Origin of the sequence: Amycolatopsis sp. lyj-90 (genome assembly GCF_046549035.1) — a bacterium.
Lineage (GTDB): Bacteria > Actinomycetota > Actinomycetes > Mycobacteriales > Pseudonocardiaceae > Amycolatopsis.
Genome location: NZ_JAJPWP010000013.1, coordinates 327,316 through 347,533 on the forward strand (window position 1 = coordinate 327,316; position 20,218 = coordinate 347,533).

A 20,218-nucleotide genomic window follows, 5' to 3' on the forward strand; every position below is an offset into this window, starting at 1 on the left:
GACCATTCTGCCTGGTGGCGACCGACCAGCCTCAGCCGCCCACGGCGAACCGGTCGACGAGCATGCCGATCCGCTCCGCACGCGCGTCCGCGGGCAGCCGCCGGCTGCGTTCGAGGGTGACCAGGCCGTGCATGGCGGCCCAGAAGGTCTCGGTGTAGAGGGCGGGATCGTGCTCACCCGCTGCCGGACCCGCGCATTCGAGCAGGGCGCCGAACGCGTCCTTCAGCGGGGCGGGGCTGTCCGGACTGGCGAAGGTCAGTTCGCTGGCGAGGGTGAAGATCGCGTCGTAGAGGGCGGGTTCGCGGTCGGCGAAGTCGAAGTAATTCTCGGCCAGCCGCAGCAAGGCGCCCCGCGAGTCCTCCGCCGTCCCGACTCCCCGCCGCAGGTGGGCGGCCATTTCGGTGCATCCCTCGAGTGCCGCGGCCGCCATGATCGCGCCCTTGCCGGAGAAATGGCTGTAGAGCACCGGCTGGCTGTACTCGATCTTCGCGGCCAGCCGCCGGGTGGTGACCGCGTCCCAGCCCTCCTCTTCGGCGATCTCGCGGGCGGTGGTGACGATCAGCTGTTCGCGTTGTGAGCGGTCTCGCTCACGTCGGGGGTTCGTGACCATACGAATATCCTAGCACCGCTAGACAAGCTAGCGGTGCTAGCGCTAGCGTCTGCGGTGTTCCTAGCGCTGCTAGCTTTTGGAGTCGGAGACCATGACCCGCATCAAGATCGCTTACGCCCTGTCCATCGCCCTCGTGCTCTTCGTCCTCTACTTCGGGAGCGGTTACGTGTTCTTCCCGGAGACCCAGACGGGCGGCTTCGGCCTCCCGGCCATGCCGGCGGCGGGTGATCCGATCCTCGCGGTCAAAGGCGTCCGCGACATCGGGACGGCACTCGTGGTGCTCGCCCTGATCCTGTTCCGGAACGTCCGCGCGCTGGGCTGGGCGCTCCTCGCGCTGGCGTTCATCCCGTTCGGCGACATGCTGATCGTGTTGACCCACAACGGGTCCGTCGGCGCCGCGCTCGGCATCCACGGCGCGACGTCCGCCCTGATGGTCGTGATCTCGGCGCTGTTCCTGATCCGGCCGAAGCGAAACGGACAGTGAGTTACTGTTGACGTCGTGAACGTCGAAGTGACCCCGCTCCCCGGAATAGGCGTCCGCAAGGACTTCGCCACTCGCAACGGCCGCCGCGTGGGCGTCGTGACCCATCGCGACGGGCATGTCGAGCTGATCGTGTCCAAAACGGACGATCCGGACGCCTGTCTCGCCTCACTTCCGCTGAGCACCGACGAGGCGGGCGCGCTGGCGAACCTGCTCGGCGCGCCCCAGCTCGTCGCCCAGCTCACCGAGGAGCACCGGGATCTGCCGGGCATCAACACCAAGCAGCTTCCGATCAAGTCCTCGTCGCCGTTCGACGGCCGGACGCTGGGCGACACCGCCATGCGGACGCGGACGAGCGTCTCGGTCGTCGCGGTGATGCGGGCCGGGCAGGTCCACCCCTCCCCTAACCCGGACTTCAACCTCACCGCCGGCGACGTGCTCGTCGCGGTCGGGACGTCCGAAGGACTCGAAGCCGCCGTCAAGATCTTGAAGTACGGCTGATCGCGGATGGATCACACCGCACTGTCCTTGATCGAACTCGGGGCGGTCTTCTTCGGGCTGGGCGTGTTGGGGCGCCTCGCCGGGAAGATCGGGATGTCCCCGATCCCGCTGTACCTGATCGGTGGCCTGTGTTTCGGGCAGGGCGGGCTGATCCCGCTCGGCGACATCGGTGACTTCACCCACCTCGCCAGCGAGATCGGCGTCGTCCTCCTGCTTCTGCTGCTGGGCCTGGAGTACTCGGCGGCCGAACTGTTCACCGGGCTGAAACGCTCGTGGATGGCGGGGCTCGTCGACATCGTGCTGAACGCCGCGCCCGGCGCGATCGTCGCGCTGATCCTCGGCTGGGGGCCGATCGGCGCGATCGTGCTGGCGGGCGTCACCTACATCTCGTCGTCCGGGATCATCGCGAAGGTGCTCGGCGACCTCGGGCGGCTCGGTAACCGGGAAACGCCGGTGGTGCTCTCGATCCTGGTGTTCGAAGACCTGGTGATGGCGCTCTACCTGCCGATCCTCACCGCGGTGCTCGGCGGGGTGAGCTTCCTCGGCGGGATGAAGGCGGTCGGGATCTCGCTGATGGTGATCACGGTCGTCCTGGTGATCGCGCTGAAGTTCGGCCGCTACGTCTCCGCCGCGGTGGACAGCCCGGACCGCGAGGTGTTCCTGCTCAAGGTCCTCGGCGCGGCACTGCTGGTCGCGGGTATCGCCTCGGCGATGCAGGTGTCGGCCGCGGTCGGCGCGTTCCTGCTCGGGATCGCGATCTCCGGTTCCACGGCGGAGAACGCGACGCACATGCTGGAACCGCTGCGGGATCTCTTCGCGGCCGTGTTCTTCGTCGTGTTCGGGCTCAACACGAACCCCGCCTCGATCCCGCCGGTCCTCGGCTGGGCGGTCGTGCTGGCGGTGTCGACGACACTCACGAAGGTGGCCACCGGCTGGTGGGCCGCGCGCAAGCAGGGCATCGGGAAGATGGGCCGGGCTCGCGCGGGAGCGGCGTTGGTCGCCCGAGGCGAGTTCTCGATCGTCATCGCCGGGCTGGCGGTGGCCGCGGGCGCGGTGACCGGCGAACTCGCGGCCCTCGCGACGGCGTACGTACTCCTGATGGCGGTGCTCGGCCCGACGGCCGCGCGGATCGTCGAGCCGGTGGCGCGCGCTCTGCAGCGCCGTCCCTTCGGTTCCAAAAGCCCCGCCTCCCAAACCGGCTGACCGCTCTCGCGCGCGCTATGAAAGGCCCGTTACTTGCAAATTTTGCAAGTAACGGGCCTTTCATAGCATTGGCCTACCCGCGCTCAAGCCCCGAAACAGCCGCCGGGGCGATCTGCACCGGAGCCACCGGAAGCGCCGCCGGGACGGCCGACGGACCCGCGCCCGAGACGGGCAGCGCGAGCGACGTCCTACCCAGGTCCACCGTGATCTTCGGGTACTGCGACGGCCCGCCGATGAACGAACCGTCCGTCCCGCCGATGATCAGCGCGAGCTGATGTCCCTGCGGGACGACGTGATCCGTACTCGCCAGCCGGAACGTCATCGTGTACGGCTGCCCCGGCGTCAGCGGCGATTCCTGGGTCAGCGAACGGTAGTTGGCCAGGTCGGCCCACCCGCGGCTGATGATGTTCAGCCCCACCGAAACCGAGTCGGCACTCGTGTTCAGGTAGCAGGCGTCGTTACCGGAAGCACTCGATCCCCAGCACGACTGGGTCATCTCGTTCTTGATGCCTTCCTTGGGCCCGGTGTAGTTCCGGATGGTCGCCGGGCCGTAGTCCACCAAGATCGCCGAAAGCCGCGCCGTGGACGTCGACGGCGTCGCGGTCACCGTCACCTTCGCGGTCCCGGAGACCTGGAGGTCCTTCGCGAGCGCGCCGGTGCTGAACAGCACACGTCCGTTCGAGGTTTCCGTCGGCCGTGCGGCCCAGCTGTTCGAGGACTGGCCGGAGGAGTCGGTGAACGACGCCGTGCCCGTCCCCGCGGTCGTTCCGAGCGTGCCGACGCCGGGAGTGCTCCCTGACGCGGGACGCAGGGTGACGGCGCTGCCCGCGGGCCACGCCGCCTGGTCCACCCACACGTCCGGAGCGCGTTCCACACTCGCGCCCGGCGTCTTCTCGATGCCGTTGTCGACGCCGAGCAGGTAGTGGTCGAACCACTTGTGCAGGGTGTCGACCCACGCCGACCGCCGGTAGTCGAACGGATCGACGTGACCGGCCTGCGTCAGCCACACCTTGCGCTCGACGTTCAGCGCTTCCCACCACTGCCCGAAGTTGATCGTCTTGACGTTGAGGTCGCCCAGCCCGTGCGAAGCGAGCACGCTGGCCTTCACCTTCGAGGCGCTCTGCACGTGGTCCCGGTCGAGCCAGAACGCGTTGTAGTCGCCGTTCGAGGTCGCGCCCTCGGTGAGCTTCCGGTTCGCCGCGCTGCAGTTCTGGCCGCCGTTGCGCTGGGAGACCGTCTGAGCCAGCCCGGCCGGGCTGCCCTGGCGCAGGCTCGCGCCGTCGGAGCGGTAGTAGTCGTACCAGGAACTGATCGCGCCGATCGGCACGATGGTCTTGAGCCCGTCGACACCGGTCGCGGCGACGCCGTTGGCGATCGTGCCGTCGTAGGACTTCCCGATCATGCCGACCGCGCCCGTCGACCACGAAGCGAGCGTCTTGGCCGAGCCGGTCGCCGTCGTGTAGCCGTTGGCCCGGCCGTTCAGCCAGTCGACGACCTTGCGCGCCGAGTTGACGTCCGAGGGCCCGCCGACGTCGGTACAGCCGCGGGACTTGTTGGTACCGGCCAGATCCACCAGGACCACGGCGTACCCGCGGGGGACGAAGAAGTTGTCGTAGTAGAGCGGGAACCCGACCGGCCTGCCCGCCGAGTCGTAGGTCTTGAGTTCGCTCTCGTTGCCCCGGCCACAGCACGAGTAATACGGGCTCGCGTCCATGATGACCGGGACCTTCTTGCCCTGCGCCGCCGGTTCCTTCGGCCGGATGATGTCGGCGGCGACCCGGTCGGAGCGGCCGTCGCCGTCCCCGTCGAGCCCGATGTCCACCCAAGCCGTCTCGCGGACGGCCTGGGCGAAGTCGTAGACCGGTTCGCTGCCCCGCGGTTTCGCCACGGCCGGTGGCGCCGCGACCACGGCCGCGGCGACCGCCAGAATCCCTGCCAGCACAACTGATTTCACGGTCGAGCCCTTCCCCGTCGGCTGAAAGCCCGTCAGGAAGAGCTAAACGCGATGCTCATCGGTGCAGTAGAGCGGAAAGTCTTACAGTCAGCGCTTACAGATCGACAGCGCGGTAGAGCGAGCCGACCTCACCGCGGTTGAGCCGCCGGATCGAGCCCGACCGCTGCGCGCCGAGCTGGACGTCGCCGAGCGCGGTCCGGACCAGTTTGCGCACCGGATGCCCGGTGGCCGCCATCAGCCGCCGCACGATGTGCTTGCGGCCTTCGTGGATGACGAGCTCGATCTGGGTACGACCGGCCAGCATGTCCTTGACCCGGAACTGGTCGACCTTGACGATGCCGTCCGGCAGCTCGAAGCCCGCCCGCAGCTCCTTGCCGAGCCCGCGCGGGACGATGCCCTCGACCTCGGCGAAGTAGGTCTTCAGCACCTGGAAGGACGGGTGCATCAGCCGGTGGCCGAGGTCGCCGTCGTTGGTGAGCAGCAGGAGGCCTTCGGTGTTCTCGTCGAGCCTGCCGACGTGCACGATGCCGGGCATCTCCTCGTACCGGCCGCGCAGGTAGTCGCCGACGCACGGGCGGCCGCGGTCGTCGCTCATCGTGCTGTGCACGCCCTTGGGCTTGTTCAGCACGAGATAGACGAGGTCGTCACGGACCTGGACGCGGGTGCCGTCGACGTGGATCACGCAGTTGTCCGGATCGACCCGGCGGCCGAGTTCGGTGACCACCTTGCCGTCCACGCTCACGCGACCGCGCACGATCAGGTCCTCGGCCGCGCGCCGCGAGGCGACGCCGGCCTGCGAAAGGACCTTCTGCAGCCGAATGCCGTCGGGATGGGCGTCAGATGTCATCGATGGTGTCCACTTCGGGTAGCAAGGGAGCGATCGGGGGAAGATCGGCCAGGGACGACAGTCCCAGTCGCTCCAGGAACAGCTCGGTCGTCACGTACAGCGTGCCAGTGGTTTCGGGGTCGGTCCCCATCTCCTCGATCAGGCCGCGTGCCAGCAGCGTCCTGATCACCCCGTCCACGTTCACACCTCGGACGGCGGCGACCCTGGCCCTGGTCACCGGCTGCCGATAGGCGATCACGGCGAGGCTCTCCAGCGCGGCTCGCGTCAGCTTGGAACGCTGGCCGTCGAGCAGAAGCTTCTCCACGAACGGGGCATAGACGTCCCTAGTGTAGAACCGCCACCCTTCGCCGACTCGGCGCAGGTCGATTCCGCTGGATCGGTCGGTGAACTTCTGGGACATCGTGCGCAGCGCGACGGTCACCCGCGACTCGGGCTGGCCGACCGTCTCGGCGAGCGATTCCTCGTTGATCGGCGAGTCCACGACCAGCAACAACGCTTCGAGGGCGGCCTCGAGCACCTCGTCGGAGGTGACGTCGGGGTAGTCGCCGTCACCTGCCGCCACGAGTCCTTCGTCGGCGGGCGGCTCCGGCTCGGCGACGGCTTCCGGCTCGGCAGTGTCCGGCTCGGCGACAGTCTCGTGCTCGGCCGGGGTCTCTTCGGTCTTCTCGGTCTCTTCGGGGCTCACCCGTACTCCTCGTCCTCGACGACGGCCAGATCCTGCTCGGCCGCCACCGACGCCTCCTCCACGGACCCGCCGGTCCAGCGCACGTGCAGTTCGGCGAGCGCCTCCAGCTGCTCGAACTGGACCGTCGCCTCGCGGTACAGCTCCAGCAGCGCGAGGAACCGCGCCACGATCTCGACGGTGTGCTCGCAGTCCTCGACGAGCTCGCTGAAGGTCGCTTCGCCCCGTTCCGCGAGCTTGAGCCGCAGCAGCGCGGCGTGCTCGCGGACCGAGACCCGGCCCATGTGGATGTGGGCGATCGACACCGTCGGCGGCGGCTTCGGCCGGAAGACCGCGACGGCGATCTCGGCGAACTTCGCCGGGTCGACGCCGAGCATCACCTCGGGCAGCAGCCCCATGAACCGGTCTTCGAGCGCGACCGACCGCGGGTAGCGCCGCAGCGCGCCGGCCTCCAGCTCACCGAACAGCGCCGCGACCTGCTTGTACGCCCGGTACTGCAGCACGCGCGCGAACAGCAGGTCCCGTGCTTCGAGCAGGGCGAGGTCGTCTTCGCTCTCGACCTCGGCGGCGGGCAGCAGCCGCGCCGCCTTGAGGTCGAGCAGGGTCGCCGCGATGACCAGGAACTCGGTCGTCTCGTCGAGGTTCCATTCCGTGCCGAGCGCGCGGGTGTAGGCGATGAAATCGTCCGTGACCCGGTGCAGCGCGACTTCGGTGACGTCGAGCTGGTGCTGCGAGATCAGCTGGAGCAGCAGGTCGAAGGGACCCTGGAAGTTCGCCAGGTTCACCTTGAACTTGGACGTGCTCAGCTCTTCGCTGGCCAGTCCTTCGGGGACCATCCCGCCGTGCACGGTCTCGTGCACGGCGGGGGTCTCGTCTGCCTCTGTCCGCTCGACCGGCTCTGGGCCGCTGGGAGCAGCCTCGGCCGGGTCGTCCATCAGCTCTCGGTCTCTTTCCCGTCCTCGCTGCCCGCCCGCAATCGCTGGACGAGCACCGATTCCTCACCGGCCGCGTCGAAATCGGCCAGCAGGACGGCCACCGCCTCGCGGACCAGCCTGCCGCGATCGAGCACGAGACCGTGCTTCGCCCGGAGGTTCAGCCTGGCCTGCTCCATCGCCAGCAGTTCGTCGCCGGAGACGTAGACGGTGATCTTCGCGTCGTGTTTGGTCCGTCCGGAGCCGCTGCGCGCGGCCCTGGCCAGCTGTTCCTTGTGCGCTTGTCCCGCCCCGTTCGAGGAGCCGTTCTCCGCGTCGTGCCTGTCGCCGTTCCCCGTGGCGGGGGCGGGCGGCTCAGGCGCGGGCGGGAGATCGAGGGCAGGACTGGAGGTGATCCTGAACAGTTCGGACGCTCCGGGCAGGGAAGCTCGCCTGCTCACCGAGCGATCACCTCGCGGGCCAGTGCGCGGTAAGCCGCCGCACCGGCTGATTTGGGAGCCCAGGTCGTGATCGGCTCGCCCGCGACCGTGGTCTCGGGGAACCGCACGGTGCGGTTGATCACCGTGTCGAACACGGTGTCGCCGAATGCCTCCACCACTCTCGCCATGACCTCCTTCGAGTGCAGGGTTCTCGGGTCGTACATGGTGGCGAGAATCCCGGTGATGTCCAGTTTGGGGTTGAGGCGTTCCTGCACCTTCTCGATGGTGTCGATCAGGAGCGCTACGCCTCGCAGACTGAAGAACTCGCACTCCAGAGGGATGATCACACCGTCCGCGGCGGTCAGTGCGTTCACCGTCAACAGGCCAAGCGAGGGCTGGCAGTCGACAAGAACATAGTCGTAGTCGTTCATGACCGGACGAAGGACCCGTAACAAAGTGTGTTCGCGCCCTACCTCTGCGACCAACTGGACCTCGGCCGCGGACAGGTCGATGTTGCTCGGCAGCAGGTCGACGCCGTCGACGCGGGTCTTCCGGATGACGTCGGTGATGCTGACCGACCGCTCCATGATGACGTTGTAGACCGTTTGGTCCAGTTCGTGCGGCTGGATGCCGAGGCCGACCGAAAGCGCGCCCTGGGGGTCGAAGTCCACCAGCAGCACCCGGCGGCCGCATTCGGCGAGGGCAGCGCCGAGGTTGATGGTCGACGTGGTCTTGCCGACGCCGCCCTTCTGGTTGCACATGGCCATCACCAGTGCGGGGCCGTGCCGCTCGAGCGGCTTCGGTTCGGGAATCTCGCGGTACGGGCGGCCGGTCGGGCCGATTCCTTCCCTCTCGCGTTCTTGTTGCTTGGTTTCCTTGGCGCGCTTGGCCTTGCGGCCGCGAGAAGAGATCGTGTCCTCCGACGGTTCGTCGCCGTCGTGTTCGGCGGGGGTTGCGATGGTCACCTGGTGGAGGCTCGCCGCGGCCGAACCGGCGGACACGGACGGCTTCGCCGGCTCGTTCGGTGTCGACATGGCGCGAAATCTCCTCCTCGGCAGGGTCTTCGGCAGCCTATGCGCGATTCGCGAGTCGTGACAAAGAGGCTCGCCGGGATCGACAGGGTCGATTAGCCGAGCGCGCGGGGATGTGCTGTCGCGTAGACCTCGCGGAGCGTGGTGACCGTGACCAGCGTGTACACCTGAGTGGTGGTCACCGAAGCGTGGCCCAGCAGTTCTTGCACGACACGGACGTCCGCGCCGCCTTCGAGCAGATGCGTGGCGAAGGAATGGCGCAGCGTGTGCGGGGAGACGCCCGCCGTGATGCCCGCGGATTCCGCCGTGTCCTTGAGAACCTGCCACGCGCTCTGCCGGGAAAGCCGGGAACCGCGGGCGTTCAGGAACATCGCCGGTGTCCCCCGGCCGTGCAGGGCGAGCACCGGCCGCGCGCGGACGAGGTAGGCGTGCACCGCTTCGAGGGCGGGACGGCCGATCGGCACGATGCGCTGTTTGCCGCCCTTCCCGTCGAGCAGCACGGTCCGCTCCGCGTCGTCGATGTCGTCGATGTCGAGCCCGACGGCTTCGGAGATCCGCGCGCCGGTGGAGTAGAGCAACTCCAGCAGCGCCCGGTCCCGCAACGGCCGTTCGCCCTCGGGCGGTGGGGTTTCCAGCAGTTTCAGCACGTCGTCCACCGGCAGCGCCTTGGGCAGCCGTTTGGCCGCCGCGGGCGGGCGGACCTCGCGCGCCGGATCGTTTTCGGTGAGGCCGTCGGCGTGCGCGAACTTGTGCAGCCCCCGCACCGCGACGAGCGCGCGTGCCGCCGAGGACGCGGCCAGCGGCCGGTGCTCCTCGTCGCCTTCGCGCAGTGCCGCGCCGAACGAGGTGACATGCGCCGGGGTGACGTCGGTGAAGCGTTCGACCTCGGCGCCGCCGAGGTACGCGGTGTACCGGCGCAGGTCGCGGGAGTAGCTGTCGAGAGTGTTCCTCGCGGTTCCGCGCTCGACCACCAGATGGTCGAGGTAAGCGGCGACCACCTGGGCGACTCCGGCACCGCCAGCCCGTGACACACCGACACTCTAGGACCACCGGGGCGCTCGCGGGGGTTCGCCGCGCGCGGTAGGTCGCGGGTGTGAAACGGGATACCTTGGAGAGATGTCCCAGCACCCGGGCCCGGAGGAGATGCGCGTCGGCACCGCCGAGCGCGAGGAGGCGGCGCGGCTGCTCGCCGACCACTACAGCCAAGGGAGGATCACGCCGGACGAATACGAAGGCCGGGTCCTCGCCGCCTACGAAGCCGCGACGGTCGGCGAACTCCGTCCGCTGTTCCAAGACCTGCCCGCGCCGCATCCGGCCTGTTTCACACCCCGGTTCACCCAGCCGGTCCACGCCTACCGGCAGCCGGCCGCGATGGTGCCGTACTCGCCGAAGTCGAAGGTCACCGCCGGGGTGCTGCAGATCGTGCTGCCGTTCGGGACCGGGCGGTTCTACACCGGGCATGTCGGGATCGCGTTCGCCCAGCTGGCGGTCGCGGTGTTCACCTGCGGTATCGGGGTGGTCTGGCCGATCGTGGACGGGATCGTCCTGCTGGCGAACGGCGGCACCGATCCGCAGGGCCGCCGCCTCCACGACTGAGCGCCGGTCTCCCTCCCGGATGCTATGAAAGGCCCGTTACTTGCAAAATTTGCAAGTAACGGGCCTTTCATAGCGCGCGAAGGGACCTAGAGACCGCGCGAAGCGAACTTCGTCGGCCGGTCCTCCCAAGGCGCGTCCGCCGGACGTGAGGATGCCGCACCCGTGAGCACCGCGTGCGCGGCCAGCACGCCACCGACGGTCGCCCCGTTCACCAGCTCACCGGCCAGCGCCATCCGGACCGCCTCGGCGAGCGGGAACTTCCGCATGACGAGGTCGGCCTCCTCCTCGCCGAGGATCTCCCTGTCCACTTCGGACAGTTCCCGGGCGAGATAGACGCGCACGACCTCGTCGGTGAAGCCGGGCGAAGCCGCGACGTCGACAAGGGTCTCCCAGCGCTCGGCGCTGAGCCCGACCTCCTCGACCAGCTCGCGTTTCGCCGCGCCGACAGGGTCCTCCCCCGCCTTGTCGATCAGGCCGGCGGGCAATTCCCACAGCCGCCGCCCGACCGGGTGGCGGTACTGGTGGATCAGCGTGACGGCGCCGTCGGCGTCGAGCGCGACGACGGCGACCGCGCCGAGGTGTTCGACGACCTCGCGGCGGGCGGTGCCGCCGCCGGGCATGACGACCTCGTCGACCCGCAGCCCCACGACACGTCCGATGTGGACGTCCTGTGTGGACGCGACGGTGAACTCGTGCTTGCCGGGCTCGGTCACCGGGCTCCCGTCTGAGCGGCCTCGGGCAGCTCGACCGGGAGCCGCTCGGCGACCTTGCGGTCCACGACGGCCTTCACGAACGCGCTGAACAGCGGGTGCGGCCGGGTCGGGCGGCTCTTGAGCTCGGGGTGCGCCTGGGTGCCGACGAAGAACGGGTGCTTGTCGGCGGGCAGCTCCACGAACTCGACCAGGTGGTCGTCGGGCGACGTGCCCGAGAACACCAGGCCGGCCTCGGAAAGGCGCTTGCGGTAGGCGTTGTTGACCTCGTAGCGGTGACGGTGCCGCTCCGAGACCTCGGTGCTGCCGTACGCCTTCGCGACCTGCGAGCCAGGCTTGAGCTTGGCGATGTAGGCGCCGAGCCGCATCGTGCCGCCCATGTCGCGTTCGCCCGCGACGACGTCGCGCTGGTCGGCCATCGTGGAGATGACCGGGTTCGCGCTCGCGTCGTCGAACTCGGCCGAGTTCGCGTCCTTGATCCCGGCCAGGTTCCTGGCCGCGTCGATCACCATGCACTGCAGGCCGAGGCACAGGCCCAGCAACGGCAGCCCGTGGGTGCGGGCGTAGGCGATGGCGCCGACCTTGCCCTCGATGCCCCGCACGCCGAACCCGCCGGGCACCAGCACACCGTCCACATCGGACAGCGCGGCGGCGGCACCGGCCGGGGTCTCGCAGGAGTCCGAGGGAACCCACGAGATCTGCACCTTGGCGCGGTGGGCGAAACCGCCCGCGCGCAGCGCCTCGGTCACCGACAGGTACGCGTCCGGCAGGTCGATGTACTTGCCGACGAGCGCGACCCGCACCGTTTCCGACGGGTTGTGGACGCGGTCGAGCAGGTCGCCCCACACGGTCCAGTCGACGTCGCGGAACGGCAGCCCGAGACGGCGCACCACGTAGGCGTCGAGCGCCTCACGGTGCAGCACCTTCGGGATGTCGTAGATCGACGGCGCGTCGGGGCAGGCGATGACGGCCTCGGTGTCGACGTCGCACATCAGGCCGATCTTGCGCTTGAGGTCCTCCGGCAGCTCACGGTCGGCGCGGCAGACGAGCGCGTCGGGCTGGATGCCGATGTTGCGCAGCGCGGCGACCGAGTGCTGGGTCGGCTTGGTCTTCAACTCACCCGACGGGGCGAGGTAAGGCACCAGCGAGACGTGGAGGAAGAAGCACTGGTCGCGGCCGACGTCGTGGCGGACCTGACGGCAGGCCTCCAGGAACGGCAGCGACTCGATGTCGCCGACGGTGCCGCCGACCTCGGTGATCACGACGTCCGGGCTGTTCCCGTCCTCGTCTGCGCCGGCCGCGGCGGTGATCCTCGACTTGATCTCGTCGGTGATGTGCGGGATGACCTGCACGGTGTCGCCGAGGTACTCACCACGGCGCTCCTTGGCGATGACCTCGGAGTAGACCTGCCCGGTGGTGACGTTGGCCTTGCCGTCGAGAGCCCGGTCGAGAAAACGCTCGTAGTGCCCGATGTCCAGATCGGTTTCGGCGCCGTCGTCGGTGACGAACACCTCACCGTGCTGGAACGGGTTCATCGTGCCTGGATCGACGTTGAGGTACGGATCCAGCTTCTGCATCGTGACCCGGAGCCCACGTGCGGTAAGGAGCTGACCCAGGCTGGAAGCCGTGAGTCCCTTACCCAGAGAGGAGGCAACGCCTCCGGTGACAAAGACATACTTGGTAGCCCGCGACTGAAGTCCCACGGGCTTCCACCTTATCGCACGCCCGCCGAAGCGCTCACCGGCCACGCCGCAAGCGTCCGATGGAGTGGAAAACCGCTACCCTCGCGGCGTGACAGACGCGCACGACACCTGGACCGCACCGGTCGCGGAAGGCCCGCTCGACGCGGACGTCCGTGTGCCCGGCTCGAAGTCGATCACCAACCGGGCCTACGTCCTCGCCGCGCTCGCCAGCGCGCCGACGCGGGTGCGGACCCCGCTCGACTCCCGGGACGCGCGGCTGATGCTCGGCGCCATCTACGCCCTCGGCGCCCATTCGCAGGAAGGCATCTCCGGCTACCTCGTGCACCCGCTCGGCCCCGGGCGCGTGCATCCCCATGACACCGTCCGGGTGGAACTGGGCAACGCGGGCACGGTCGCCCGGTTCACCCCCGCGCTCGCCGCGCTGGGCACCGGCCCGGCGCTGTTCGACGGGGACGAGGCGCTCCGCCGCCGTCCCATCGGCCCGCTGCTGAAGGCGCTGCGCGGCCTCGGCGCCCGCATCGACGACGACCGGCGCGACGCGGTGCCGTTCACCGTCCACGGCGAAGGCGGCCTGCGGGGCGGCAAGGTCGATCTGGACGCGTCGGCGTCGAGCCAGTTCCTGTCCGCGCTGCTGCTCGCGGGGCCGTCGTTCCAGCAGGGCGTCACCGTGCGCCTGGTCGGCGGCGCGGTGCCCAGCGAGCCGCATATCGCGATGACCGTCGAGATGCTCCGCCGGTTCGGGGCAACTGTGGACCGCGAGGGCGCCGAGTTCCACGTCGCTCCGACAAGGCTTTCCTGCCCCGAGTACGTCGTCGAGCCGGATCTCTCGACGGCGGCGCCGTTCGTCGCCGCGGCCGTCGCGACCGGTGGCACGGTGCGGATCGCGGGCTGGCCGCAGCAGACGACCCAGCCCGGAGACTGGCTCCGCAGCCTCCTGCCCGTCCTCGGCGCGACCGCCGAACTCGACGCGGGCGGCCTGACGGTCACCGGCAGCGGCACGATCCCCGGCGCCGAGCTGGATCTGCACGACGTCGGCGAGCTGACACCGGTGATCGCCGCGCTGCTGTGCTTCGCCGAGGGACCGTCGGTCATCTCCGGGGTGGCGCATCTGCGCGGCCACGAGACCGATCGGCTGACCGCGCTCGCCACCGAGCTGTCGTCGTTCGGCGCCGACGTCCGCGAGACCGAGGACGGGCTGCGGATCACGCCCGCGCCGCTGCACGGCGGGAAGTTCCACACCTACGACGACCATCGCCTGGTGATGGCGGCCGCGGTACTGGGGCTGAAGGTCGAAGGCGTCGAGGTGGAGAACCCGGGGACGGTCGGGAAGACCTACCCCGGATTCGCCGAAGCCTGGACGTCGATGCTCGGCTAAGCGAGGCCGCCCGCGAACGGCGTCTCCCGCCATTGGTCGATCATCGGCTTGAGACCGTCGACGAGCATCGGCAGGTCGGGCGCCATCGCCAGACAGGCGACCGCCTGCAGCAGGCCGACAGCCTCCATCGTCCGCAGCACGGCTTCGTCCACTTCGCGCAGGCCCAGTTCCGCGGCGGCGGCGTTGTAGGCATCGATGGCCTCAGGGCCATTGAAGGCGAGGTCGCGTTCGATCGGGCCTCGGTTGACCAGTTCGAAGTCGGAGTAGAGCTCGCCTTCGGTCGTGACGATCAGGTTGTAGCCCGGCGCGTCGCCGTGGATCGGCTGGACGGTGCCCCCGGGGAAGGCCCCGGCAAACGCCTCCTCCGATTCCAGCAGTGGCCGGAAGTGCTCCCATTCGCGGCGGGCGCGGTCGAGGTCGGCCGGGTCGAGCAGGTCCGTCCGGCCCTCGAGCGGGGCGAGAGCGTCCGGGATGAACGGGTCGAGCCCGTTCAGGAACGCCAGCTCGCCGGGGTATTCGCGGAGCGCGGCGTGCAGCTTCGCCACGAGTCCCGCCGAGTATTCGGCCCTGAGGTTCGCGTCCTCGACGAACTCGATGAGCTCCCAAAAAGTCATCGAGAAGCCGTCCCGCCGCACGGGTTCCGCGGGCACCAGCGGGCTCGGCTTGACGACCGGCAGCCCCTTCTCGCCGAGCCAGGCGGCCACCGCGAGCTCACGCCGCTGGTCGGCCAGCTGCGTGTCCGGGGTGGTGGTGCGCGGCAGCACTGTCGGCACGCGCACGACCACGGGCGAAGGCGCCAGCTTCACGATGACGGAGAAGACGTCGTACAGGACCTCGGGTTCGATGACGGCCAGTCCAAGGTCGCGGCCCGCGGCGACCGCGGCGGCCACCGCCCGCGCGGTGCGGGCGGCCCGTTGTTCGTCGGTGATCATCCGGCGAGTCTGACATGTCCGGTTCAGCCCGCGGAGCGTTCTCCGCCGTCCTCGGGGAACAACGTCCGCAACGTGACCGCGCGATTCACGCGGACGTGCTCCACGGCATGATCTCGCGCCCTGGCCGCGTCGCCGGAAGCGATCGCGTCGTAGAGGCGGCGGTGCTCGTCGAGCAGTTCGCCCCAGTGCTCGTTCTGGCTGGTGAGCCAGCGCAGCCTGCCTTCGAGCGGCCGCAGGATCTCGTGCAGCAGGCCGTTGCCCGCCAACGCGACGATCTCGTCGTGGAAGCGGGTGTTGAGCGAGGTGATCCGAGCCGGGTCGCCGCTTTCGGTGGCACGCGCCGCGTCGGTGAGCAGGCGTTCGAGCGCGCGCAGTTCCGGCTTGCCCGCCCGCTCGGCGGCCAGCCCCGCGGCGAGACCTTCGAGCGCCTCACGGACGTCGAACAGCTCCTCGACGTCGGCCTTGGCCAGCCGTCGCACGACGATCCGCCGGGGTGACTGCACGGCGAGGAAGCCTTCGGCCTCCAGGCTGCGGATGGCCTCGCGCACCGGGACCCGCGAGACGCCGAGGTCCTCGGCGAGTTCGCGTTCGACGAGCCGGTCCCCCGGTTTCAACCGCCCGGTGAGGATCCGTTCGCGCAGCTCGTCCCGGACCCGTTGCCGGGTCGCGGCCAGCGGCTGCCGCGGTCCTTCCTCGGCCACCCGATCTCCCCTCAACACAGCCGTAACAGCTCGTAACCCGAGTTTATCGGCAGAAACCTTGACGACGGGCCACCTCGGGGTGATATTTGGGATACCAAATTTTGGTATCCCAAATCGACCAGCGCCAGCCGTCTCACGTCGATCCGGAGGCCCGCATGACCGCAGTCCCAGCCACCCGGTCCGCAACGTCCACCGCGGCCGAGCCCGATCCCCGGCTCTGGAACGAAGATCTGGCCCCGGCGAAGGAACGCCGCTGGAAGGTCTACGACATCTTCGCCCTGTGGATGTCGGACGTGCACAACCTCGGCAACTACACGTTCGCGGCGGGGCTGTTCGTGCTCGGGCTCTCGGCGTGGCAGGTGTTCACCGCGCTGCTGACCGGTTTCGTGCTCATCTACTTCGGCATGAACATGATGGGCCGCATCGGGCAGAAGACCGGCGTCCCCTTCCCCGTCGTCGCCCGCATCAGTTTCGGCACCTTCGGCGCGAACCTGCCGGCGCTGATCCGCGCGGTCATCGCGATCTTCTGGTACGGCATCCAGACCTACCTCGCCTCGGTGGCCATCACGCTGCTCGTGCTCGCGATCGATCCGGGGCTGAAACCGTTGACGGAGGTGGGTTTCCTCGGTCTGCACGCGCTCGGCTGGATCTGCTTCCTCGCGCTGTGGCTCGCGCAGGCGCTGGTGCTCACCCGCGGCATGGAGGCCGTGCGCAAGTTCCAGGACTGGTGCGGTCCCGGCATCTGGGTGGTGATGATCGCGCTCGCGGTGTGGATCCTCGCCGCCGCGGACTGGAACATCTCGCTGACGAGCAACCCGAAGGCACTGTCCACAGGGGAGCAAGTGCGGCAGTGGTTCGGCGCGGTGGGGCTCATTCTCTCCATCTACGGCACGCTGATGCTCAACTTCTGCGACTTCTCGCGGTTCGCCCCGGACCAGAAAACGGTGCGTCGCGGTAATTTCTGGGGCCTGCCGATCAACTCGACGGCGTTCGCGCTGCTGTCGGTGCTGGTGACCGCGGGCAGCCTACAGGTGTTCGGCGAGGCCATCACCGATCCCGCGGAACTGCTGGCCCGCATCGACAACACGCCGGTGCTGATCATCGGCGCGCTGACCTTCGCGATCGCCACCATGGGCGTGAACATCGTCGCGAACTTCGTCTCCCCCGCCTACGACCTGGCCAACATCTGGCCGAAGCGGATCACCTTCACCATCGGCGGGATGATCAGCGCGGTCGCGGCGCTGTGCGTGCTGCCGTGGAAGCTGTACTCGTCCCCCGCGGTGGTCAACTACTTCCTCGGTGGCCTCGGCGCCTTCCTCGGCCCGCTGTTCGGGATCATGATCGTGGACTACTACCTGGTCAAACGCGGCCGGATCGACGTCGGCAAGCTGTTCACGGCCGGACCCGGTTCGCCGTACCACTACAAACGCGGCTTCAACCCGCTGGCGATGATCACTTTCCTGCCCACGGCGGCACTTTCCGCGGTCATCGCGCTCGTGCCGTTCTTCGCCCCCGCGGCGCCGTACTCCTGGTTCATCGGCACCGCTTCCGCGGCCACGCTGTACTTCGCCGTGTCGCGGAAACAGCGGGTCGCGTGATGCGGATCCTGGTCACCAACTGCAACACCACCGAAGCGATGACCAAGGAGATCGAGGCGGGTGCGCGGGCCGCGGCCAGTCCGGGCACCGAGATCCTGGCCAGAACGCCGTTGTGGGGCCCCGAATCCGCGGAGGGGTGGCTGGACAGCTTTCTGAGCGCGGCGGCCGTCCTCGACCTCCTGAACGGGCTGGACGAGCCGTTCGACGCGCTCGTGATGGCCGGTTTCGGCGAGCACGGGCGGGAAGGCGCGCGAGAACTGCTCGACGTCCCCGTCGTCGACATCACCGAGGCGGCCGCGCATCTGGCCTGTCTGCTGGGAAGACGCTACGGCGTGGTGACCACTTTGGACCGGACGTGCGGGCTCATCGAAGACAGCCTGCACGCCTCGGGGGTCGCCCAGAACTGTGTCGGCGTCCTCGGTGCCGGGCTCGGCGTCCTCGACCTGACCGACGAACGCAGGACGGAATCGGCCCTGCTGACCGCCGGGCGCCGCGCGCGGGACGCGGGCGCGGAAGTGCTCGTCCTCGGCTGCGCCGGGATGACCGGCCTGGATCGCCGTATTTCGGCGATGCTGGACATCCCGGTGATCGACGGCGTCGCGGCGGCCGTCCGCCTGGCCGAATCCCTGGTGGCGCTGAACCTCAAGACCAGCCGGGCGGGCTCCTATGCCCGCCCCCTCCCCAAAACCCGTCTCTGGCCCCGCAATTAGTCCTCTAGTTGCGGTAGTTGGTGGCACGAACTACCGCAACTAGAGGACGAAACGCGTGGGGGTCAGTTGCCCGCGGCGGCGATTCCGGGGGCGGGAGCCTGGGCGTTGCCCGCGATCCCGTAGCGTCCGGCGCCGCCTTCGAGCTGCTCGCGCAACGCCATGATCGTGGTGACCCGGCCCGCCGCGGTCTCCGCGTTGTCCACAGTGGACAGGATCGAGGTCGACGAGGTGTCCGCGCGGACGACGCCGATCGCGCCGGTGCCGTCGGCGGATCCCGCGTCGCCCGCCAGTACCGTGCCCGCGCCGGACCGGTCGAGCTGCGCGGCGAAGCGCGCGACGGTCGAAGCGCGGTCACCGGCGCCGTCGCCGGTGTACTTGGAGCCGGTGAGCACGATCGCGAGCTGCGCGGGTTTGACGTCCTGGCCCGCCTTGAGGAAACCGCCGTCGGTGAGGCCGCCGAGCGCGGCGGCGAGTTCCACCGGCGTCGACTGCGGCTGCGCGTTGTCCTTGTTCAGCAACGCCACCGAGCCGAGCAGCGCGCCGGCGAGGGTGCCGGGGTCGCCCGCGGTCGGGAACTGGACACCGGCGGGCTGCAGGCGCGTCACGACGTCACGCAGCTGATCGGACCGCATCGGGTCCGAGAACGCCTCGGTCAGCTGGATCTCGCCGGTGACGGCGGCACCCGCCTGCCCGACGAGCTGCTTGAGCGCGTCGCGGTCCGCGGGCTTCGCGTCCTCTGTGGTCACCAGCACCACCGAACGCTTGTCCAGCTGACCGGCGACGACCTTCGGGCCCATGGCCCCGGCGAACGTGTCCGCGTCGCTGAGCCGGGCGTTGAGCGAATTGCGCTGCGCCTCCAGATCCGCGACCTGGGACCCCAGGTCCTCCTTCTGGCTGGCGAGCCCCGAAAGCAGCGAACCGTTCAGGGCGGTGGACCCGAGCACCACCCCGAGCGCGAGCGCCAGGAAGCAGGCGGCGATGGAAACGATGTGGTACCGCAGAGAAATCACGTGAAGAGTCCCTTGCCCCAGGCGATGAACGAGTTCCAGGTGTCGCGGATCCAGTCGAGGTAGACCGAACCCACGTCGGAGACGAGCAGCGCGGCCGCGACGGCCACCAAGGTCGCCAGTACCAGCAGCACGATGGCGCCGATCGACACCCGGCTGCGGTGCAGCGTCGCGACGGCCTTGCCGTCCACCAGTTTCGTGCCGAGCTTGAGCCTGGTGAGGAACGTCGACGGGTTCGACCCGGACCGGCCGTGGTCGAGGAATTCCCGCAGTGTCGCCTGGAAACCGACCGTGACCACCAGGCTCGCCTCGTGCGCGTCCGCCAGCAGGAGCGCGAGGTCCTCGGCGTTGCCCGTCGCGGGGAAGGTGACCGCGCCGATCCCGAGGTCCTGGATGCGCTCAACGCCCGGCGCGTGCCCGTCCGGCTGTGCCGGGACCACGACCTCACCGCCGCTGCGGAGCGTCTCGGCGCCGATGCCGTGCGGGTCGCCGACGATGACGTCCGGCTGGTACCCCTGCGCGCGCAGGGTGTCCGCCCCGGCGTCGACACCGATCAGCACCGGCCGGTGCTCGGAAATGTACTTCTTCAGCTTCTTGAGATCTTCGGCGTGCCCGTTGCCGCCCGCGACCACGAGGGCGTGCCGGTCCTTCAACGGGACCCGGATCTCCGGCACCCCGACGCCGTCGAGAATGAGACTGCGTTCCCGGCGCAGGAATTCGATCGTGTTCGCGGAGAACGCCTCCAGCTGGGTGGACATCCCGGCCTTGGCCTCGATCATCTGATCCGCGACACTCTCGCGCGTCTGCTGGATCCCCGATCCGAGCTGCCGCTCACCGATGTAGACGACGCCCTCGTGCAGGCGGAGTTTCGTGCCGTCCTTCACCTTGCGCAGCAGTTCGCCGCCGACCGAATCCACCAGCGGGATCCCCGCCTCGAGCAGGATCTCCGGGCCGAGGTTGGGGAACCGGCCGGAGATCGACGGCGAGGCGTTCACCACCGCCGCGACTTCGGCCTCCACCAAGGCGTCGGCCGTCGAACGGTCGAGATCGAGCTGGTCGAGGACGACGATGTCGCCCGGGCTCAGCCGGCGGAGAAGCTCGCGCGTACGCCTGTCGACCCTGGCGACGCCGGTGATACCGGGGAGGGTCTCTTGGTTACGCGTGAGCAAGCCGGTGAGCTTCATGCGACCGATAGTGACAAATCCGCGCGGCCTTCTGCGTCCGCC

The 20,218-nt window shown here is 69.2% G+C and carries 21 protein-coding genes; 7 read left to right on the forward strand and 14 right to left on the reverse strand.

The window, feature by feature from the left end; translation table 11 throughout:
* Positions 1-31: 31 nt before the first annotated feature.
* Positions 32-610, reverse strand: coding sequence for a TetR/AcrR family transcriptional regulator (locus ACLJPX_RS39075; RefSeq protein ID WP_101608724.1), 579 nt, complete (start codon positions 608-610; stop codon positions 32-34).
* A 91-nt stretch (positions 611-701) separates the two neighbouring features.
* Between ACLJPX_RS39075 and ACLJPX_RS39080 the strand changes: the two genes are divergently transcribed.
* Genes ACLJPX_RS39080 through ACLJPX_RS39090 form a run of 3 tightly spaced genes read left to right on the forward strand, consistent with a single transcriptional unit; the run spans position 702 to position 2,795 of the window.
* Positions 702-1,094 carry a DUF4267 domain-containing protein gene (locus ACLJPX_RS39080; protein WP_410605296.1) on the forward strand — a complete coding sequence of 131 codons (393 nt, stop codon included), beginning with the start codon at positions 702-704 and terminating at the stop codon, positions 1,092-1,094.
* Between the two features lie 15 nt (positions 1,095-1,109).
* A complete protein-coding gene (locus ACLJPX_RS39085; RefSeq protein WP_076167978.1) occupies positions 1,110-1,592 on the forward strand; it encodes a cation:proton antiporter regulatory subunit in 483 nt (160 codons plus the stop codon).
* 6 nt (positions 1,593-1,598) lie between these two features.
* Positions 1,599-2,795, forward strand: coding sequence for a cation:proton antiporter (locus ACLJPX_RS39090; protein WP_410605297.1), 1,197 nt, complete (start codon positions 1,599-1,601; stop codon positions 2,793-2,795).
* A 73-nt stretch (positions 2,796-2,868) separates the two neighbouring features.
* Here ACLJPX_RS39090 and ACLJPX_RS39095 read toward each other — a convergent pair whose 3' ends face one another.
* From ACLJPX_RS39095 to xerD, 7 genes are all read right to left on the reverse strand, one after another.
* Positions 2,869-4,737 (reverse strand): Xaa-Pro dipeptidyl-peptidase, encoded by a 1,869-nt coding sequence (locus ACLJPX_RS39095; RefSeq protein ID WP_410605326.1) that lies wholly within the window; start codon positions 4,735-4,737, stop codon positions 2,869-2,871.
* 106 nt (positions 4,738-4,843) lie between these two features.
* The gene (locus ACLJPX_RS39100) at positions 4,844-5,596 is read right to left on the reverse strand and encodes a pseudouridine synthase (protein WP_410605298.1); all 753 of its coding nucleotides are present in this window, start codon (positions 5,594-5,596) and stop codon (positions 4,844-4,846) included.
* Positions 5,586-6,281, reverse strand: coding sequence for an SMC-Scp complex subunit ScpB (scpB, locus tag ACLJPX_RS39105; protein WP_410605299.1), 696 nt, complete (start codon positions 6,279-6,281; stop codon positions 5,586-5,588). The genes ACLJPX_RS39100 and scpB overlap by 11 nt, the downstream gene beginning before the upstream one ends.
* Positions 6,278-7,213: a segregation and condensation protein A gene (locus ACLJPX_RS39110; protein ID WP_410605300.1), complete on the reverse strand. Its 936-nt coding sequence runs from the start codon at positions 7,211-7,213 to the stop codon at positions 6,278-6,280. Before ACLJPX_RS39110 ends, scpB begins: the two co-directional genes overlap by 4 nt.
* The gene (locus tag ACLJPX_RS39115; RefSeq protein WP_101608730.1) at positions 7,213-7,650 is read right to left on the reverse strand and encodes a cobyrinic acid a,c-diamide synthase; all 438 of its coding nucleotides are present in this window, start codon (positions 7,648-7,650) and stop codon (positions 7,213-7,215) included. The genes ACLJPX_RS39110 and ACLJPX_RS39115 overlap by 1 nt, the downstream gene beginning before the upstream one ends.
* Positions 7,647-8,663, reverse strand: coding sequence for a ParA family protein (locus ACLJPX_RS39120; RefSeq protein ID WP_101608731.1), 1,017 nt, complete (start codon positions 8,661-8,663; stop codon positions 7,647-7,649). Before ACLJPX_RS39120 ends, ACLJPX_RS39115 begins: the two co-directional genes overlap by 4 nt.
* 92 nt (positions 8,664-8,755) lie before the next feature.
* A complete protein-coding gene (gene xerD / locus ACLJPX_RS39125) occupies positions 8,756-9,658 on the reverse strand; it encodes a site-specific tyrosine recombinase XerD (RefSeq protein ID WP_101608732.1) in 903 nt (300 codons plus the stop codon).
* Positions 9,659-9,776: 118 nt separating this feature from the next.
* On the opposite strand from xerD, the gene ACLJPX_RS39130 reads away from it, so the two are divergent.
* A complete protein-coding gene (locus tag ACLJPX_RS39130) occupies positions 9,777-10,256 on the forward strand; it encodes a DUF1707 domain-containing protein (RefSeq protein WP_410605301.1) in 480 nt (159 codons plus the stop codon).
* An 86-nt stretch (positions 10,257-10,342) separates the two neighbouring features.
* On the opposite strand, the gene ACLJPX_RS39135 is transcribed toward ACLJPX_RS39130, so the two are convergent.
* Positions 10,343-10,969: an NUDIX domain-containing protein gene (locus ACLJPX_RS39135; RefSeq protein ID WP_410605302.1), complete on the reverse strand. Its 627-nt coding sequence runs from the start codon at positions 10,967-10,969 to the stop codon at positions 10,343-10,345.
* Positions 10,966-12,669, reverse strand: coding sequence for a CTP synthase (locus tag ACLJPX_RS39140; RefSeq protein WP_101608735.1), 1,704 nt, complete (start codon positions 12,667-12,669; stop codon positions 10,966-10,968). The genes ACLJPX_RS39135 and ACLJPX_RS39140 overlap by 4 nt, the downstream gene beginning before the upstream one ends.
* Positions 12,670-12,757: 88 nt before the next feature.
* Between ACLJPX_RS39140 and aroA the strand changes: the two genes are divergently transcribed.
* A complete protein-coding gene (aroA, locus tag ACLJPX_RS39145; RefSeq protein ID WP_410605303.1) occupies positions 12,758-14,044 on the forward strand; it encodes a 3-phosphoshikimate 1-carboxyvinyltransferase in 1,287 nt (428 codons plus the stop codon).
* Here aroA and ACLJPX_RS39150 read toward each other — a convergent pair.
* Both ACLJPX_RS39150 and ACLJPX_RS39155 read right to left on the reverse strand, forming a co-directional pair.
* On the reverse strand, positions 14,041-14,976 hold the full coding sequence (locus ACLJPX_RS39150; RefSeq protein WP_410605304.1) for an aminoglycoside phosphotransferase family protein: 936 nt from the start codon (positions 14,974-14,976) through the stop codon (positions 14,041-14,043). The genes aroA and ACLJPX_RS39150 overlap by 4 nt on opposite strands.
* A 23-nt stretch (positions 14,977-14,999) precedes the next feature.
* Positions 15,000-15,677 (reverse strand): GntR family transcriptional regulator, encoded by a 678-nt coding sequence (locus ACLJPX_RS39155; protein WP_410605305.1) that lies wholly within the window; start codon positions 15,675-15,677, stop codon positions 15,000-15,002.
* A 155-nt stretch (positions 15,678-15,832) separates the two neighbouring features.
* Between ACLJPX_RS39155 and ACLJPX_RS39160 the strand changes: the two genes are divergently transcribed.
* Both ACLJPX_RS39160 and ACLJPX_RS39165 read left to right on the forward strand, forming a co-directional pair.
* Positions 15,833-17,275 (forward strand): NCS1 family nucleobase:cation symporter-1, encoded by a 1,443-nt coding sequence (locus ACLJPX_RS39160; protein WP_410605306.1) that lies wholly within the window; start codon positions 15,833-15,835, stop codon positions 17,273-17,275.
* Positions 17,275-17,985 (forward strand): aspartate/glutamate racemase family protein, encoded by a 711-nt coding sequence (locus ACLJPX_RS39165; RefSeq protein ID WP_410605307.1) that lies wholly within the window; start codon positions 17,275-17,277, stop codon positions 17,983-17,985. Before ACLJPX_RS39160 ends, ACLJPX_RS39165 begins: the two co-directional genes overlap by 1 nt.
* 62 nt (positions 17,986-18,047) lie before the next feature.
* Here ACLJPX_RS39165 and ACLJPX_RS39170 read toward each other — a convergent pair whose 3' ends face one another.
* Together ACLJPX_RS39170 and steA are read right to left on the reverse strand one after the other, a co-directional pair.
* On the reverse strand, positions 18,048-18,995 hold the full coding sequence (locus ACLJPX_RS39170) for a copper transporter (protein WP_101608739.1): 948 nt from the start codon (positions 18,993-18,995) through the stop codon (positions 18,048-18,050).
* Complete coding sequence (gene steA, locus ACLJPX_RS39175; protein ID WP_101608740.1) at positions 18,992-20,176, reverse strand: putative cytokinetic ring protein SteA; 1,185 nt, start codon at positions 20,174-20,176, stop codon at positions 18,992-18,994. The genes ACLJPX_RS39170 and steA overlap by 4 nt, the downstream gene beginning before the upstream one ends.
* Positions 20,177-20,218 lie beyond the last annotated feature (42 nt).